16 protein-coding genes and 1 riboswitch are annotated in these 15,773 nt (G+C 67.3%); of the genes, 2 read left to right on the top strand and 14 right to left on the bottom strand.

Translation table 11 applies throughout. From position 1 onward, the window contains the following. The coding region (locus tag BMW87_RS31105; RefSeq protein ID WP_143062638.1) for a dienelactone hydrolase family protein at positions 1–651 on the bottom strand (651 nt) is incomplete at its 3' end. 31 nt (positions 652–682) lie between these two features. Continuing rightward, the gene (locus BMW87_RS31100; protein WP_093057802.1) at positions 683–1,180 is read right to left on the bottom strand and encodes a GNAT family N-acetyltransferase; all 498 of its coding nucleotides are present in this window, start codon (positions 1,178–1,180) and stop codon (positions 683–685) included. 47 nt (positions 1,181–1,227) lie between these two features. Between BMW87_RS31100 and BMW87_RS31095 the strand changes: the two genes are divergently transcribed. Further along, positions 1,228–1,896, top strand: coding sequence for a DedA family protein (locus BMW87_RS31095; protein ID WP_093057801.1), 669 nt, complete (start codon positions 1,228–1,230; stop codon positions 1,894–1,896). Between the two features lie 67 nt (positions 1,897–1,963). Here BMW87_RS31095 and BMW87_RS31090 read toward each other — a convergent pair whose 3' ends face one another. The 3 genes from BMW87_RS31090 to tsaE all read right to left on the bottom strand — a co-directional run bounded on the left by BMW87_RS31090 (position 1,964) and on the right by tsaE (position 4,372). Then, on the bottom strand, positions 1,964–2,251 hold the full coding sequence (locus BMW87_RS31090) for a glycine zipper domain-containing protein (protein ID WP_093057920.1): 288 nt from the start codon (positions 2,249–2,251) through the stop codon (positions 1,964–1,966). A gap of 151 nt (positions 2,252–2,402) precedes the next feature. Further along, on the bottom strand, positions 2,403–3,869 hold the full coding sequence (locus tag BMW87_RS31085) for an N-acetylmuramoyl-L-alanine amidase (protein ID WP_093081704.1): 1,467 nt from the start codon (positions 3,867–3,869) through the stop codon (positions 2,403–2,405). Then, positions 3,866–4,372, bottom strand: coding sequence for a tRNA (adenosine(37)-N6)-threonylcarbamoyltransferase complex ATPase subunit type 1 TsaE (gene tsaE / locus BMW87_RS31080; protein ID WP_093057918.1), 507 nt, complete (start codon positions 4,370–4,372; stop codon positions 3,866–3,868). Before tsaE ends, BMW87_RS31085 begins: the two co-directional genes overlap by 4 nt. Here tsaE and queG point away from each other — a divergent pair. Then, a complete protein-coding gene (gene queG / locus BMW87_RS31075; protein WP_177192882.1) occupies positions 4,358–5,431 on the top strand; it encodes a tRNA epoxyqueuosine(34) reductase QueG in 1,074 nt (357 codons plus the stop codon). The genes tsaE and queG overlap by 15 nt on opposite strands. A gap of 4 nt (positions 5,432–5,435) precedes the next feature. Here the strand turns inward: queG and arsC are convergent, their stop codons facing one another. From arsC to BMW87_RS31030, 9 genes are all read right to left on the bottom strand, one after another. Next, positions 5,436–5,816 (bottom strand): arsenate reductase (glutaredoxin), encoded by a 381-nt coding sequence (gene arsC / locus BMW87_RS31070; protein ID WP_093057799.1) that lies wholly within the window; start codon positions 5,814–5,816, stop codon positions 5,436–5,438. A 24-nt stretch (positions 5,817–5,840) separates the two neighbouring features. Further along, complete coding sequence (locus BMW87_RS31065; protein WP_093081702.1) at positions 5,841–6,527, bottom strand: glutathione S-transferase family protein; 687 nt, start codon at positions 6,525–6,527, stop codon at positions 5,841–5,843. A gap of 32 nt (positions 6,528–6,559) precedes the next feature. After that, the gene (locus BMW87_RS31060; protein ID WP_093057797.1) at positions 6,560–7,075 is read right to left on the bottom strand and encodes a 6,7-dimethyl-8-ribityllumazine synthase; all 516 of its coding nucleotides are present in this window, start codon (positions 7,073–7,075) and stop codon (positions 6,560–6,562) included. 99 nt (positions 7,076–7,174) lie between these two features. Further along, a riboswitch (FMN riboswitch) is annotated at positions 7,175–7,343 on the bottom strand. Between the two features lie 99 nt (positions 7,344–7,442). Then, entirely contained in the window at positions 7,443–9,629 is a 2,187-nt protein-coding gene (locus BMW87_RS31055; protein ID WP_093081699.1) for a TonB-dependent siderophore receptor, read from the bottom strand. A 268-nt stretch (positions 9,630–9,897) separates the two neighbouring features. Then, positions 9,898–10,992, bottom strand: a complete 1,095-nt coding sequence (locus tag BMW87_RS31050; protein WP_093081697.1) for a DNA glycosylase AlkZ-like family protein — start codon at positions 10,990–10,992, stop codon at positions 9,898–9,900. Between the two features lie 48 nt (positions 10,993–11,040). Next, on the bottom strand, positions 11,041–11,919 hold the full coding sequence (locus tag BMW87_RS31045) for a sugar phosphate isomerase/epimerase family protein (RefSeq protein ID WP_093081694.1): 879 nt from the start codon (positions 11,917–11,919) through the stop codon (positions 11,041–11,043). A gap of 8 nt (positions 11,920–11,927) precedes the next feature. After that, complete coding sequence (locus BMW87_RS31040) at positions 11,928–13,115, bottom strand: dihydrodipicolinate synthase family protein (RefSeq protein ID WP_093081692.1); 1,188 nt, start codon at positions 13,113–13,115, stop codon at positions 11,928–11,930. Positions 13,116–13,126: 11 nt separating this feature from the next. Next, positions 13,127–14,290, bottom strand: coding sequence for a Gfo/Idh/MocA family protein (locus BMW87_RS31035; RefSeq protein WP_093081689.1), 1,164 nt, complete (start codon positions 14,288–14,290; stop codon positions 13,127–13,129). A gap of 50 nt (positions 14,291–14,340) precedes the next feature. Beyond that, positions 14,341–15,771: an enolase C-terminal domain-like protein gene (locus BMW87_RS31030; protein WP_093081687.1), complete on the bottom strand. Its 1,431-nt coding sequence runs from the start codon at positions 15,769–15,771 to the stop codon at positions 14,341–14,343. Between the last annotated feature and the right edge of the window lie 2 nt (positions 15,772–15,773).

The following is a 15,773-nucleotide window of genomic DNA, read 5'->3' as shown; positions in this document are numbered from 1 at the left end:
CGAGGGCTTGTGGAAGTGCTCGCCGCCGGCGCGTGCGAAGGCGTGGTCCATGCCGGGGTACACGTACAGCGAGACACCGGGCCGGCCCCGGAGCGCGGCGACGATGCGGTCGCGCGCCTCGGGTGGGCAGAACTTGTCGAGCTCTGCGATGTGCAGCGTGAGCGGGCGCTTGATCTTGTCGGCTTCGTCGAGTGCGGCGTCGATGCCCACGCCGTAGTAGCCGACGGCGACGTCTGCATCGGTGCGGCAGGCCGCCAGGTAGGCCAGCTTGCCGCCCAGGCAGAAGCCGAGCACGCCGACTTTCTTCGAAGGCACCTCGGCGCGGCCGCGCAGCGCATCGATGGCGGTCTGCATGTCTTCCATGCCCTTGGCCTCGTCGAAGCCGCCGTAGAGCGCGAAGGCGCGTTGCCAGTCGGCTTCGCTGTAACCCAGTTCCACGTTCGGCTCCTGTCGCCAGAACAGGTCGGGCACGAGCACCACGTAGCCCTCCTCGGCGTAGTAGTCGGCCACCTCGCGCATCGTGTGATTGATGCCGAAGATTTCCTGCGCGATCACCAGGCCCGGGCCGGTGCCGGCTTCGGGTAAGGCGAGGTAGCCGCGGAAGGTGCCGCTGCCGTCGGCGGCTTTCATCTGGATGTACTGGCCTGTCATCGTGTGTTTCTCCGGGTGGGGTAAGTAAGTCTTATGGCTGCTGCAGTTGCTTGAACATGACGAAGGCATCCACGAAGCCATGCTGCGGATGCCTGAACGCGCCAGGCAGTGTGCCGACGATGGCAAAGCCCAGCTTGCGCCAGAGGCGCACCGCGCCTTCGTTGGTGGACACCACGAAGTTGAACTGCATCGCGCGAAAGCCCATGCGCACGGCCTCCTGCTGCGAGTGTTCGCACAGCGCCGAGGCCACGCCCAGGCCGCGCGCGGCCTCGGACACCACGTAGCCGCAGTTGCTCACGTGCGAGCCGTGCCCGGGCTGGTTGGCCTTGATGACGTAGGTGCCGAGCACCGCACCCTGCGCGTCGCAGGCCACGAAAGTGGCGGCGGGCAGGTTCATCCACGCATGACGGGCCTCGGCTTCGGTGACGTCGGTCGCGAAGGTGTAGGTGTCGCCGCGGCGGAAGGTGGGTTCGAGCACGGACCAGATGGCCGGCCAGTCTGCGTCGGTGGCAGCGCGTATGTGCAGCATGGGGTGATTCACAGGGCGTTCGGTTTCAACAAGGATAATCCGCGGCCATGGAAATCATCAGCTTTCTCGTCGACTTCATCCTTCACGTCGACAAACACCTCGAGGCCTTTGTCATTGCCTATGGCCCCTGGGTCTATGCCTTGCTGTTCCTCATCGTCTTCGTCGAGACCGGTGCGGTGGTGATGCCGTTCCTGCCCGGGGACTCGCTGCTCTTCATCGTTGGCGCACTGTGCGGTGCGGGGCTCATGAATTTCCCGCTCGCCTGCGGGGTCCTGATTGCGGCGGCCATTCTGGGCGACCAGTGCAACTATTCGATCGGCCGCTACTTCGGGCCGAAGGTGTTCCAGTGGGAGAACTCGCGCTTCTTCAACCGCAAGGCCTTCGACCAGGCCCACGGCTTCTACGAGCGCTACGGCGGCATCACGATCATTCTTGCGCGCTTCATGCCGTTCATTCGCACTTTCGCGCCCTTCGTGGCCGGCGTGGCCGAGATGAGCCGCGCGAAGTTCACCATGTTCAACGTGGTGGGCGGGCTGATCTGGGTGCTGGGCATTGCAACAGCGGGTTACTTTTTCGGCAATCTGCCGTTCGTGCGCCAGCATCTCGACAAGATCATCTGGGCGCTGATCTTCGTGCCGGGGTTGCTCGCGATCTTCGGCGCGTGGCGCGCCTCGAAGGCCGAGAAGGCACGCGAGGCGCAGGCCTCGCAGGCCTGACGACTGCCTGGCCGATCAACCAGCAAAAAAGCGCGCCACTGGCGCGCTTTTTCGTTCAGGCCGTATCTCAGTAGTTCGGGCCGTTGCTCGGGTAGTAGCCGCTGCCTTGCGGATAGCGCTGCTGGTTGTAGTAGTTGCGTTCGTCGGCATTGCGGCCGACCTGGTTGCCGATGATGCCGCCGATGGCCGCGCCACCCACCGTGCTTGCAGTGTTGCCGCCGATGGCGTGGCCCACCAGCGCGCCGCCGACGGCGCCCACACCAGTCCCGAGGTTCTGGTTGGGGCCGCTCGCGCAGCCTGCAATCGTCATGACCGAAGTGGCTGCGAATGCAGCGATCCAGAGACGTGTGTTCATGATGTCCACCTTTCGAGGAGTGATGAGTCATCATGTCCAGAAGGCCGGTGGCATCTGTGTAGGAGCCTGCCGCGCCTGCCTGTGCGGACTCGTGGGCCGCACGGCGTGGGACAGCAGTACACGCTTTGGCTTTACACAGTCGCGCGGCCGATCAGAGTTGCCGGCTGCGCGCCAGAGGCGGGTTCTGCGCAAAGTAGCGCTGGATGCCGCGCATCAGCGCGTCGGCCAGGTTCTCCTGGTAGTCGACGCGGCGCAGGTTGGCTTCTTCTTCCGGATTGCTGATGAAGGCTGTCTCCACCAGCACGCTCGGGATGTCCGGCGCCTTCAGCACCGCGAAGCCGGCCTGTTCGACCTGCCCCTTGTGCAGCCGCGCGCCGATGTTCTTGATCTCGCCGAGCATCGCGCCGCCGAGCTTCAGGCTGTCGTTGATCTGAGCGGTGGTGCTCATGTCGAGCAGGGCACGCTGCACCTGCGCCTCGTGGCCGCCCACGTTTACGCCACCGACCTTGTCGGCATCGTTTTCCTTGTTGGCCATCCAGCGTGCCGCGCTGCTCGACGCGCCGCTCTGGCTCAGCGCGAACACGCTGGCGCCGCGCGCGGCGGGTGTGGTGAAGGCGTCGGCGTGGATGCTCACGAACAGGTCGGCCTGCACGCGCCGCGCCTTCTGCACGCGCACGCCCAGCGGCACGAAGAAGTCGGCGTCGCGCGTGAGAAAGGCGCGCATCGGGCTGCCGTTCACGCTGCTTGCGTTGATGCGCTCGCGCAGCCGGTGCGCCACCTGCAGCACGATGTCTTTCTCGCGCGTGCCGTTGGGGCCGATGGCGCCGGGGTCTTCACCGCCGTGGCCGGGGTCGAGCGCCACGATGATGATGCGGTCGGTGCGGCTGGCCGTGGCGGCGGTGCTGCTGCCGCCGCGTGCGGCAGCCACCGGGGGAGGGGGCACCACGGGCCTGACGGGCGCGGTGCCCACCACGGGCGGTGGCGGCGTGATTAGCACGGGCGGCGGCGTCTGCGGGCCGGGGCGCATCGACTGTTGCGCCATCAGCTCGCCGAGCGGATCGGCCGCAGGTGCGGCCGGGGCCGAGGGCACGATGCCGGCCACGGCCGGGGCGTTGTTTGTGTTGCTGCCGCTGCCCGCGCGAGGCGCATCGCGCAGGCGCTCGGCAATCAGCGCTTCCATCGGGTCGATCGCCTGCTCGGGGTACAGGTCGAGCACCAGCCGGTGCTTGTACGCGGCCACGGGCGCGAGCGAGAACACCTGCGGCACCACGGCCTGCTTCAGGTCGAACACGATGCGCACCACCTTCGGCGCGTTCTGCCCGACGCGCAGGCCGTTGATGAACGGGTCGCCCGGCTTGATCTTGCCGACCAGCTCGCGCAGTTCGGGGCTGAGGTCGATGCCCTCGATGTCGACGGCAAGCCGCGGCGGGCTGCCCACCACGAGCTGCTGCGAGTTGAGGCGGGCATCGGACTCGATGGTCACGCGCGTGTAGTCGGCTGCGGGCCACACGCGCACGGCGAGGATGGTGGCGCCGCGGGCGATCTGGTGCACGCCGAGCATCAGCGCGATGCTGCCGCCTTGCAGCAGCACGCGCCGTTTCAGGCCGGTCGCCTTCATGCGGCGATGCGCGCCAGCAGATCGCTGCCGCGAGGGGTGTTCGCGAGGAGGGTCACGCTGCGTGTGTCGTCAGTCATTGCTTCTATTTTAATAGCGAGGTCGGCAACCGGTGTGCGGCCCGCGGCGTTCTCTGGCCATTCGGCCAGCTTGAGGCCCGGTCCCGCGAAGATGTCGCGGAAGCCGGCGTCGTCCCATTCGCGCGGATCGGCGAAGCGGTAGAAGTCGAAATGGAAGATCTGCAGGCCGTCGGGCGCCTCGTGGGGCTCGACCACCGCGTAGGTGGGGCTCTTGATGCGCCCCGCGATGCCGAGCGCGCGCAGCAGGTGTCGAACGAAAGTGGTCTTGCCGGCGCCAAGGTCGCCTTGCAGCGCGATGAAGGCATCGCGCAATGCGGGCGAGGACGCGAGGGCCAGCGCGAAAGCGTCGGTGTCGTCCTCGCTGCGCCAGCGCAGGGTGCGGGCGTTCTGGGTCGTTTCTACAATCGGCAAGTGATCGTCAGCCATCCACTCGTTGTTCGTATTCAGGCTTTGGCCCGGGAACTCGGATTCTCCCAAATCGGAATCGCGGGCGTCGATTTATCGAGCGCCGAGGCCGGTCTGATGCAATGGCTGGCCCATGGGTTCCATGGCGAGATGCAATACATGGAAACACACGGCACGCGCCGCGCCCGTCCGGCCGAGCTGGTGCCGGGCACGGTGAGCGTGATCACCGCGCGCATGGACTACCTGCCGCGCAGCACGCAGCCCGAGTGGCAGGCCATCGAGTTCGACCGCCTCACGCGGCCCGGCGAGGCCATCGTGTCGGTCTATGCACGGGGCCGCGACTATCACAAGGTGCTGCGCAACCGGCTCGCCAAGCTGGCCGAACGCATCGCCGAGGAGGTCGGCCCCTTCGGCCACCGCGCCTTCACCGACTCGGCCCCCGTGCTCGAAGCCGAGCTGGCCTCGCGCAGCGGGCAGGGCTGGCGCGGCAAGCACACGCTGGTGCTCGACCGCGACGCGGGCTCGATGTTTTTCCTGGGCGAGATCTATGTCGACATGGAACTGCCGCCGAGCGGGCCCGTCACGGCACATTGCGGCAGCTGCAGTGCTTGCATCGACATCTGCCCGACACAGGCCATCATCGCGCCGCAGCGGCTGGATGCGCGGCGCTGCATCTCCTACCTGACCATCGAGCACGGCGGGCCCATTCCGCTGGAGCTGCGTCCGCTGATGGGCAACCGCATCTACGGCTGCGACGACTGCCAGCTGATCTGCCCCTGGAACAAGTTCGCGAAGAAGAGCGAGCTGCCCGACTTCGATGCGCGCGAAGGGCTCACGGGGCGCACGCTGGCCGAGCTTTTTGCGTGGACCGAAGAAGACTTCCTGCGCCGCACCGAAGGCAGCCCGATCCGCCGCATCGGGCATGAGCGCTGGCTGCGCAACATCGCCGTGGCGCTGGGCAATGCGGCGCGAACGGGCGAGGGCGATGCGCAGGAGGCACTGGCGACGCGGGCCGAACACCCAAGCGAACTCGTGCGCGAGCATGTCGCGTGGGGCCTGGCGCAGCGGGCCACGAGCTGACGCTTCAGGCCGGAAGGATCTCGCGCACGCGCCCCCATGGCCGGCACATCAGCGTGCCGCGCGGCGACACCACGATGGGCCGTTGCAGCAAGATGGGGTGCTCGACGATGGCGTCGAACAGCTGGTCGTCGGTCCACTTCGAATCGGCCAGCTTCAGTTCTTCGTACGGCGCTTCCTTGGTGCGCAGCAGTTCGCGCGCGCCCATGCCCATCGCCTTCGCGAGCTCGCGCAACTTCTTCTTCGGGGGCGGCGTTTCCAGGTACAGGACGATCTCGGGCTCCACGCCGCTTTCGCGGATCAACGTCAGCACGTTGCGCGAGGTGCTGCAGTTGGGCTTGTGGTAGATGGTCATCGGGTAGACGGTGGTCGGTGTGCGTACGGTCATGGTGTCGATGATAGAAAACAGGACTCAGCCTCCCGGAGCGCTCGGGTCCATGGTGAAGGGAAAGCGCGCAGCCCAGAACTCCGCCAGCCGAGGGTCGGCATCCACGCGGCGCACCATCCGGGCCATGCGCGGCGCCACGCGGTAGAAGCGCCTGCGGCCCGGCGTCCAGCGCGACATCACGGTCACGTACAGGTCGAGCATGCTCAGCTTTTCCCCCAGAAGGTAAGGCGCGGGCTCGTCGATCTGCGTGTCCATCAGGTGCCAGCAGTGAGCGATGCGCTCGGCAGAGCGTTCGAGCATCGCGGCTTGCGCGGTGTGGTCGGGCACGAGGCGCTGCGGGTCGTCGCGCACCCAGAACAGCGAGTAGATGGCCGCCGGCAGATAGACCATCCAGCGCAGGTAACGCGAGCGCAGCGGATCGTCGGGTGCGGGGCAGAGCCCGGCTTCGGGGTAGCGGTCGCCGAGCCAGATCAGGATGGCCGCGCTCTCGGTCATCACCTCGCCCGAAGGCAGCACCAGCGCGGGCACCTGGCGCATCGGGTTGACGCCCGACACGCGCTCGCGCTCGGCCTCGCTTTCCCAAGTGGCGACATCGACGGTATCGACCTGCGCGCCGATCAGCGTCAGCGCGGCATGTATCGGCGTGGCGCCCGAGCCAGGGGCGCCGTAGAGGGTGTAGCGGTCTTCGCGGGCGGATGATGAAGAGCTCATCCGCCCAGATTACTGCAGGCCTGCGCCTGTTGTCACGCAGCGGCCAGCAGCGCGTCGACCTTCTTCAGCCCTTCGAGCGTCTTGAAGCAGGCCTCGGCCACTTCCGTGCCCTTGACCGCGAAGTGGCGGTGGAAGTACTTGCGGTGCTCCACATGCTCGTGGAAGTGATGCGGCGTGAGCACGGCCGAGAAGATCGGCACGTCGGTTTCCAGCTGCAGCGACATCAGCGTGCTGACCACCGTGTTCGCGACGAACTCGTGGCGGTAGATGCCGCCGTCGACCACCAGCGCGCAGCCGATGATGGCCGCGTACTTGCCGGAATTGGCGAGCCGCTTGGCATGTAGCGGAATCTCGAAGGCACCGGGCACGTCGAATATGTCGATGAGCTCGCGCGCCACGCCGAGGCGGTCCATTTCTTCGAGAAAGGCGTCGCGCGCCTGGTGGACGATGTCGGAATGCCACTGCGCCTCGACGAATGCGATGCGCTCGCCGCGCGGCGAACCCGACGCGGTAACGGCAGAAAGGGGAAGGTCGTTGATCTGACTCATGGTGTGCCTCTTGAAAGCAGGTTTCCTGAATCAGGGCGCACGAAACTGCAAGGCTACCTGCGCGCACGGCAAAGCAATGCGCGCGGGCGAGCCCGCATTTCGCGCTCTCTTTCATCCGGACTGTGACCGTCGGCTTCGGAATCGCACCGAAATCTGCTGACCCTGAAACTTGTTGCAAGCTCCAGGCGCTCGCGGGCTTGTACGGCCTTTTTTCAGAAGAGCCGCCATTACCGCCGGTGGGGAATTGCACCCCGCCCTGAGAACGCTTGCCGCCCGGCGAACCGGACAGCGGGGGCGATTCTAGGAGCCCATCGCCGTATGGACCTGTCGCCCGCGCGGCAGACCTTCGCCCGAGCGGGGATTTTCTTCAGAAACGATACGTGGCGGCCGCAGTCACGGTACGGCGCTGGCCGTAGAAGCAGTCGCCGCGTGCCAGGCAGGTGGTGAGTTGGACCTTGTCGGTCAGGTTGCCCACGTTGAGCGACAGGCGAAGTGGGCCGTTGTCCCAGGCGACCATCGCATCCAGCAGCGTGACAGAGGGCACGGGGTTGGCGTCCATGCCGTCCCATGACTTGCCGAGGTAGCGCACGCCGCCGCCCACCGAGAAACCCGACACGCCGCCGATCGTGAAGCGGCGCATCAGCCAGGCCGAGGCCGTGTGCTTCGGCACGCCCGAGATGCGCTTGCCCAGGTCGGCGCCGTTGCTGCGCGACACGCGCGCGTCGGTGTAGGCGTACGAGGCGATCCAGTCCCAGTCGCGCCCGATGCTGCCCTTGTACTCGAGCTCCAGGCCCTTCACGTGCACCTCGCCGAGCTGGATGCTGTTGAGCGGGTTGGTCGGGTCGGTGGTCTTGCGATTGGTGTCGCGCAGGTCGTACACCGCCGCCATGAACGAGGTGCGCTGGCCTTCGGGCTCCCACTTCACGCCAGCCTCCCACTGCTTGCCGCGCTGCGGCTTGAAGGGCGTGTTGTTCGCGTCCGCGCCGCCCAGCGGCAGGAAGGACTCGGCATAGCTCAGGTACGGCGCCCAGCCGCCGTCGGCCAGGTAGACGATGCCGGCGCGCTTGGTGGTGGCCTTGTCGTCGACCGCCACCGCGGGGCGGCCCTCGGTGTCGGTGGTGGCCTTGTCGTGGCGCAGGCCGAGCAGGCCGATCCAGCGGCCGTACTTGACCTGGTCCTGCACGTAGATGCCGGCCTGCTTCTGCAGCACCGCGGGCTGCCGCGTGAGGAAGGTGGGCGCCGTGTAGTTGCCATACACCGGCGCATACACATCGAGCGCGCCCGCGCGGCCGCGGCCGGTGAGCTGCGAGGTCTCGTTGCGCTGGAAGTCCGCGCCGACGAGCAGCGTGTGCTCCACCGCGCCGGTCTTGAAGTGCGCCTCGGCCTGGTTGTCGATCAGCAGCATCTTGCCGCCGTTGAGCTGCACCACCAGGTCGCGCTCGATGGTGCGCTGGTCGGCGTTGAACACCGGTCGCGCCGGGCGACCGGTGAGCCGGTTGGCCGTGAAGCTGGTGTAGGAGGAGTTGTAGACCACCTTGCTCTCGGTCGAGCGCAGGTTCTGCCTGAAGGTCCAGGTGTCGTTGAAGCGGTGGCTGAACAGGTAGCCCAGCGAGATGTTGCGCGTGTCGTAGCGGTCGAAGCCCGGCTCGCCGGTGAAGGTCGAGGTGGGAATCTGGCCGTACAGCGACGGCAGCAGCGTGCCCTGCCATGGGAAGAAGCCGATCAGCGAGCCGCTCTTGTCCTTCTGGTAGAGCGCCTGCAGCGTGAGCGAGGTGTCGGCGTTCGGGCGCCAGGTGAGCGAGGGCGCCAGCAGGATGCGGTCGTCGGGCACATGGTCGACCTGCGTGCCGCTGTCGCGGTTCACGGCCACCAGGCGATAGAGCCACTTGCCTTCGGTGTCGAGCGGACCGGTGAAGTCGGCCGCGACCTGCTTGCGGTTGTGGCTGCCCAGCTGCACCTGCACCTCGCGCTGTTGCTCGGCCTGCGGCCGCTTCGACACCAGGTTCAGCACGCCGCCGATGCCGCCCTGGCCGTAGAGCACGGAAGAGGGCCCGCGCAGCAGCTCGACGCGCTCCAGCATGTACGGATCTACGCGCGTGGTGTTGTAGGTGCCGTAGCTGCGCTGCAGCCCGTCGAGGTACTGGATGGCGTCGCCGCCGCGCACCTTGAACGAGTCGACGCGGCTGTCGAAGTAGCTCGACACCACGCCGGCCGTGTAGTTGGTGGTCTCGCGCAACGTGAGCGCGCCCTGCGCCTCCATCTGGTCGCGCGTGATGACCGAGATGGCCTGCGGCGTTTCGATCAGCGGCGTGTCGGTCTTGGTTGCCGAGCTTCCGCGCTTCGCGACGAAGCCGGTTACCGGGCCGGTTGCGGTCTCGCCCGAATCGCCCGATACGGTGACGGTGGGCAGTGCCCTGCGGGGCTCGCCGGCTTCGTCTTTTTCTTCGGCATAGGCCGGTACGGCGGCGCTCAGCGCCACGGCGGTGGCCGCGAGCGTGGCGCGGCGGGTGTGTGAAAGGTGCCACGTCGGGCGGCGATGCTTCTTCGATGTCATGTGCAGCTTCTCCTGAGTCCTGCGGTAAGGGGAGTGGCTGCGGCGCGCAGCGGGGCGTGCCATGGCTTCTCGGATTCGGTTCAATCCGGACGAGCGCTACCGGCGGCTCGCTCAATCAATCAAGGCTGGCGGCCGGTGGGTGTTGTAGGTTTTTCTTGCGTCGTCGGGGGGAGCAGCCGTTGCGGCTGCGGTCTTCGTTCCTTCGAAGACGGCTGGCGGCCCGTTGCGGGCGGCTGGCTGAGGCCGCGCGATTATAGGAAGAAAGGTGTCAGCGCCCGGAGAGGAACTGCGTCATGCGCTGCAGTTCGTCGTCGAGCGCCGCGCGAAAGGCCGCGTCGCGCGGCTTCTTGCCGGCATAGCCGAAGGTCGGTTGCAGCCGGCCCTCGGGCGCGGTGACGTTGGCCCACCCGATCACGCGGTCATGCCACAGCATCGGCAGCGCGTAGTAGCCGAACTGGCGCTTGGGCGCGGGCGTGTAGGCCTCGAACTTGTACGTCCAGTCCCAGAGCAGTTCGAAGCGGCGGCGGTCCCACACGACGGGGTCGAAGGGCGCGAGCAGGCGCACGGCGTCGTCGGGCGCGTGGCGGCGCGAGGCCGGGTTCTCGTCGGCGGGCCAGTACCAGGTCGTCCCGTCGATGCGGCAGCTTGCGAGCAGTTCTTCGCGGGCGATGCGCAGGGCCGCCTGCGTTTGCAGCGAGAGATGCGGCGCACCGTAGCCGAGCAGGCGCACGAGGTAGGTGAGGCTCGCGGCAGGCAGCGGCGCGTATTTGCGCACCACCAGTTCGATCAGCGCGGCGGCGCGCTGTGCGCGGCCGGCAGGGCTGTCGTCGGCGGGCTGGTGCGTCACGGCCTCATAGACGCGCGTGCCGCTGTCGCGCCGCACCACGCGCAGCATGCCGCGATAGTGCATTTCGTCGAGTAGGTGCGTGGTCGCGTTGCTCGAGCCGCCCCAGTAGTTCTTGATGCGGCCGTGCGCGAAGTGCTGCTCTACCTGTCGTGGATGTACTTGGCCGTGTTCCTGCACATAGGCCAGCACATCGGTGGCCTTGCGCCGCGTGTCGGCGTCCCATGCGCGCTTGGCTTCGCGCGGGTGCATCAGCGCCAGGTGCTCGCGCGGCAGGAAGCCGTAGTTGACGAGGCAGTCTTCCTCGACGGCGAGGCGGGTGTAGCGGTTTTCGAGGTCGCCCGCGCGGTAGTCCTTCACACGGTGGCGCAGCGTGAGGTCTTGCGCGCGTGCGGGAGCGCGGATCGGGTCGGCCTGCACGAAGCCGAGCTGGCGGATCGCGGCGGGCAGCGTGGTGGGCTTGAAGAGGGTGCGTGCTACCGCGTAGCGGCGCAGGTCGTCGAGGGTCGGGGTAGCCATGCTGCGGATTGCAGCACAAGCGGCCGCGTTCCGCTCGAGGCCATCCGGTCAGACGGCGCTTCGGTGCCGCTCGATGCAGACGTCCAGCGTTTCCGCGCCGGGCCGCTGCCACCAGTCAAGGTTCGAAAAGATCTCGACCTCGCTGAAGCCGGCGAAGCCCGCGTCCTCGACCCACCCGCGGATCTTCTTCAGCTCGACCACGCCGTCTCCCATCATTCCTCGATCACTCAGCAGGTCGCGCGTGGGCGTGAGCCAGTCGCAGACGTGGTACGCCAGCAGACGCTCGCGGCCGGCGCGGGCAATCTGCTGCTGCAGCTTCGGGTCCCACCACACGTGGTAGATGTCGAGGGCCACGCCGAGCATGCCGCTCTTGCCTGCGTCGAGTTCATCGCAGAGGTCGAGCGCGTGTTCCAGCGTGTTGATGCATGCGCGGTCGGCCGCCTGCATCGGGTGCAGGGGCTCGATGGCGAGCGGCATGCCGACTTCACGGGCGTATTCGAGCGATGCGGCGATGCCGTCGCGCACCTCGCCGCGTGCGCGGCCGATGTCTTTGTAGGCCGCCTTGCCTTCGAGCGCGCCGGGCAGGGCGCCGACCACCAGCACGAGACAGGGCGCATCGAGCGTCTTCGCTTCGTCGATGGCGCGGCGGTTGTCGTCGAGCGCGGCCTTGAGGCCAGCCGCATCGGGCGCGGGGAAGAAACCGCCGCGGCAGTAGCCCGAGAGGCCGATGCCGTGCGCCTTCAGTTGTTTCGCCACCTTGTCGAGTCCGACAGCCGCCACCTGGTCGCGCCAGGGGCTGATCGCGCGGATGCCGCGCTCGGCGCACTGGTCGATGATGCGGTCGAGCGAAACCTCCGCGCCGGACTGCTTGCGCACCGTGGCGGTGTTGATCGACAGCCAGTCGTGGTTCTGAGAGAAATCGCGCATGGTCCGGGTCAACTTTCCACGCCGTGCAAAGCCAGCAGCGTCTTCATGCGCTGAACCGCCAGCTCCGGCTGCTCCAGCAGGTTGGCCGCATCGGCCAGCCGGAACAGCTCGGCGAAGTGGGGCAGCGAGCGCGTGCTCTGTTGCCCGCCCACCATCGTGAAATGCTTCTGGTGGCCGTTGAGCCACGCCATGAACACCACACCGGTCTTGTAGAAGCGCGTGGGCGCCGCGAAGATGTGGCGCGACAGCGGCACCGTGGGGCCGAGGATGGCGTGGAACTTCTCGGTGTTGCCCTGTGCCAGCGCACCGAGGGCGGCGCTCGCGGCGGGGGCGATGGCGTCGAAGATGCCCAGCAGCGCATCGCTCTTGCCGTGCGTCGGTTCGCCGCCGAAGCCGTCACCGGCAATCAGCTCGGCGTAGTTGAAGTCGTCGCCCGTGTACATGCGAACACCCAGCGACAGGCGGCGCCGCATCGCAATTTCCTTGTCCTTGTCGAGCAGCGAGATCTTGATGCCGTCGACCTTCTGCGGATGTGCCGCGATGATGCCCAACGCCGTGTCCATCGCCGCATCGACATCCTTCGTGCCCCAGTAGCCTGCCAGCGCAGGGTCGAACATGTCGCCCAGCCAGTGCAGCACCACGGGCTGCTTCGCCTGGCTCAGGATGCGGTCGTACACGCGCTCGTAGTCGGCCGGGCTCTTGGCCACGCGGGCCAGCGCGCGGCTGGCCATCACGATCAGCTTGCCGCCGAGCGCCTCGATGGCGGCCATCTGCTCTTCGTAGCCGCGGATGACGTCGTCGACGCTCTTCACGTCATCGATGTTCAGGTGGTCGGTGCCGCAGCCTGACGCAACCAGTGCGCCCGGCATGTCCTTGGCGGCGTCGAGCGAGCGGCGGATCAGTTCGAGTGAGGTCGGCCAGTCCAGGCCCATGCCGCGCTGCGCGGTGTCCATGGCCTCGGCCACGCCCAGGCCCAGCGAGAACAGGTGGCGGCGGTAGGCGATGGTGGTGTCCCAGTCGACTGCGCATTGCAGCCACGGGTCGATGGCCGCCAGAGGATCGGCCACCACGTGCGCGGCCGAGTAGGCGATGCGGTTGAACTTGATGCCCGCATCGGGCTTCACCGGTGCGGTGCCGCGCAGCGCGTAGGGCGCGAGCGTGCCGCCGGCGGTAGGGAGGTTCAGCGAAAGAGCCATGGCGAGGGACCTCAGACCTTCAGCGCCGGAACATCGACCCAGCGACGGTCTTTCCACGATTCGAGCGCCGCCTCGACCAGTTGCACGCCTTTGGCGCCTTCGGGCAGCGTCCACTTGTACGGCTCGTTCTCGACCACGTGGCGAATGAAGTGCTCCCACTGGATCTTGAAGCCGTTGTCGTAGACCTGCGAGTCCGGAATCTCCTGCCACTGGTCGAAGAAATTCATCATCTGCTTCTCGTCGGGGTTCCACACCGGGCGCGGCGTGGCCACGCGCGACTGGGCACGGCAGCTCGACAGGCCCGCCACGGCCGAGCCGTCGGTGCCGTCGACGTGGAAGGTCACAAGATCGTCGCGGCGCACGCGCGTGACCCAGCTCATGTTGATCTGCGCGATGACGGGTTCGCCGTTGTGGCCGGTGAGCTCGCAGGTAGCGTAGGCCGCGTCGTCGGCGGTGGCTTCATACGGCTTGCCGGCTTCGTCCCAGCGCTTGGGGATGTGGGTGGCGCCAATGCACGACACCGACTTCACTTCGCCGAACAGGTTGTCCAGCACGTAGCGCCAGTGGCACATCATGTCCAGGATCATGCCGCCGCCGTCTTCCTTGCGGTAGTTCCAGCTCGGGCGCTGGATGGGCTGCAGGTCGCCCTCGAACACCCAGTAGCCGAACTCCAGGCGCACGCTGAGCATGCGGCCGAAGAAGCCGGCGCGGCGCAGCATGTCGAGCTTGCGCAGGCCGGGCAGGAAGAGCTTGTCCTGCACGGCGCCGTGCTTCAGGCCCGAGCCTTCGGCGAGGCGCGCGATCTCGACGGCTTCGTTCAGGTTGGTGGCGATCGGCTTCTCGCAATACACGTGCTTGCCGGCGCGGATGGCCTTGGCCAGCAGCGTGGGGCGCATCTGCGTGGTGCCGGCGTCGAAGAAGATGGTGTCGTCCTTGTTCTCCAGGGCCTTGTCGAGGTCGGTGCCCCAGCGCGCGATGTTGTGAGCCTTGGCCAGCGCTTCCATCTTCTCGGCGTTGCGGCCGATGAGGATGGGGTCGGGCATGACCTTGTCGCCATTCGACAGCGTGACGCCGCCTTGCGCGCGGATGGCGCAGATCGAGCGGATCAGATGCTGGTTCATGCCCATGCGACCGGTGACGCCGTGCATGATGATTCCTAGACGTTGGGTGGTCATCGTTTTCTTCCTTGAGATGCGAGAGAGATTGCAGATCGAAGCGGGGGGCTTCAGTAGACGGAACGCATGGCGTCCCACGAGATGCCGGCGCCGGGTTTGCCTGTGGCGAAGCCGGACGCGGTGGCGAGCGAGGACAGGTCGAGCTGCCCGTCGCGGATGGCGAGGCGCACGGCGCCGTCGCTTTGTTCGTACAAGCCCGGGTGGGCGCGCAGCAGTGCCTGCTGTTCAGCCTCGGGAGCCGCGGCAAGGCCGTTGACGTAGTGGTGGCCGTTGCGCTCCACGTGCGAGAGGCCGAGCCAGGAGACCAGCGCCAGGTCTTGCTGCACGCCGATGCCGGCCTGCATGGTGAGGTCTTCGCCGGAGAGGAGGTAGCGCGGCTTTTCCTCGGAGGCGTTCCAATGCGCGCAGCGCGCTGCGTTGATGACCGACTTGTAGAAGCCCTTGCAGCTCTTGCTCGATACGCCGGTGTAGCCAAGCGCGCGGGCCTGCACGAAGGCATCGAGCATGGCGTCGGATTCGTCGATGAGCAGCGGAATGCGCTTGCCGAGCGCGGATACGTCGCGCTGCAGGGCTGCATCGCGGCGGATCGGCTGTTCGACGAAGACCGTCTTCTGCGAGAGCTTCCACAACACGGGAGTGGACAGCATGCGGTCGAGGAAGACGCCGAAGTCGTCCGCATCGGCGTATTGCTCATTGCCGTCGAGCGTCACGAGCTGTGCGTGGCCGTCTATCACGCGGGCGATGCGTTGAAGCCGGTCGATGTCTTGCGCGGTGTTGCCGCACAGTTTGAGCTTGAAGTGCGTGAGACCGTAGCGGCGCACGGCCGCTGCGAGCGTCGTGGGCAGGCCGTCGGTGGGGGCGTCGGGCTGGGCGTCGCTGTCGTCGATGGCATCGGCCAACCCGACTGTGTGGCGCGCCGCGATGCGCGTGCGCGGCGATTGCCTAGACAGGAAGCCGGGCATGTCGAAGCCTGCGAGGTCATCGGCCAGACCGCTGCCTGCGACGTCGATGCCGCTCAGGTTGCCGCTCATCGCAGCGGCGAAGCTCACGCCACTGTGCAGGCATAGTGCGTCGAGCAGGGCGCGGTCGATCAGCGCCGGGCCGTAGCTGGCCACGAGCGGCTGCAGGCCCTTGGCCCTGGCGCGCGCCTGCAGCGCGGCGTAGTTCGACGCGAAGTGAGTCCAGGCGGTCTGTGTGTCGGGCTCGGCCGTGTAGGCTTCGCGCGCGTCGCGCAAGGCGAAACGTAGTTGCTCGAAGTTCTGTTCATTGGTGAGGGCTGGGTTCTTGTCGAACCACTTGGGCACCATCATCTCGGCGGCGTAGCCCTCGGCCGCGCGGCCGTCCGAAAAGCGGATGCGGGCCTTCACGTAGACCTGCGGGCAGGCGGTGACGGTGGCCGCGCCGAAGCGGAACGGCAGCCGCAGCGTGACGTTGCGCTCGGCAAAGCGGATCTCCTCGACGTGAAAACGGATGGCTTCCATGG

The sequence above is a fragment of the Variovorax sp. OV084 genome, from assembly GCF_900111625.1.
Lineage (GTDB): Bacteria > Pseudomonadota > Gammaproteobacteria > Burkholderiales > Burkholderiaceae_C > Variovorax.
The sequence above is the reverse complement of the archived record's forward strand: the minus strand, read 5'-3'. Positions and strand labels throughout refer to the sequence as shown.

What these genes read in the sequence shown, in the direction of transcription:
- BMW87_RS31100 (WP_093057802.1), bottom strand. Translation starts at nt 1,180, where the DNA reads ATGCTGCACATACGCGCTGCCACCGACGCAGACTGGCCGGCCATCTGG.
- BMW87_RS31095 (WP_093057801.1), top strand. Translation starts at nt 1,228, where the DNA reads ATGGAAATCATCAGCTTTCTCGTCGACTTCATCCTTCACGTCGACAAA.
- BMW87_RS31090 (WP_093057920.1), bottom strand. Translation starts at nt 2,251, where the DNA reads ATGAACACACGTCTCTGGATCGCTGCATTCGCAGCCACTTCGGTCATG.
- BMW87_RS31085 (WP_093081704.1), bottom strand. Translation starts at nt 3,869, where the DNA reads ATGAAGGCGACCGGCCTGAAACGGCGCGTGCTGCTGCAAGGCGGCAGC.
- tsaE (WP_093057918.1), bottom strand. Translation starts at nt 4,372, where the DNA reads ATGGCTGACGATCACTTGCCGATTGTAGAAACGACCCAGAACGCCCGC.
- arsC (WP_093057799.1), bottom strand. Translation starts at nt 5,816, where the DNA reads ATGACCGTACGCACACCGACCACCGTCTACCCGATGACCATCTACCAC.
- BMW87_RS31065 (WP_093081702.1), bottom strand. Translation starts at nt 6,527, where the DNA reads ATGAGCTCTTCATCATCCGCCCGCGAAGACCGCTACACCCTCTACGGC.
- BMW87_RS31060 (WP_093057797.1), bottom strand. Translation starts at nt 7,075, where the DNA reads ATGAGTCAGATCAACGACCTTCCCCTTTCTGCCGTTACCGCGTCGGGT.
- BMW87_RS31055 (WP_093081699.1), bottom strand. Translation starts at nt 9,629, where the DNA reads ATGACATCGAAGAAGCATCGCCGCCCGACGTGGCACCTTTCACACACC.
- BMW87_RS31050 (WP_093081697.1), bottom strand. Translation starts at nt 10,992, where the DNA reads ATGGCTACCCCGACCCTCGACGACCTGCGCCGCTACGCGGTAGCACGC.
- BMW87_RS31045 (WP_093081694.1), bottom strand. Translation starts at nt 11,919, where the DNA reads ATGCGCGATTTCTCTCAGAACCACGACTGGCTGTCGATCAACACCGCC.
- BMW87_RS31040 (WP_093081692.1), bottom strand. Translation starts at nt 13,115, where the DNA reads ATGGCTCTTTCGCTGAACCTCCCTACCGCCGGCGGCACGCTCGCGCCC.
- BMW87_RS31035 (WP_093081689.1), bottom strand. Translation starts at nt 14,290, where the DNA reads ATGACCACCCAACGTCTAGGAATCATCATGCACGGCGTCACCGGTCGC.
- BMW87_RS31030 (WP_093081687.1), bottom strand. Translation starts at nt 15,771, where the DNA reads ATGGAAGCCATCCGTTTTCACGTCGAGGAGATCCGCTTTGCCGAGCGC.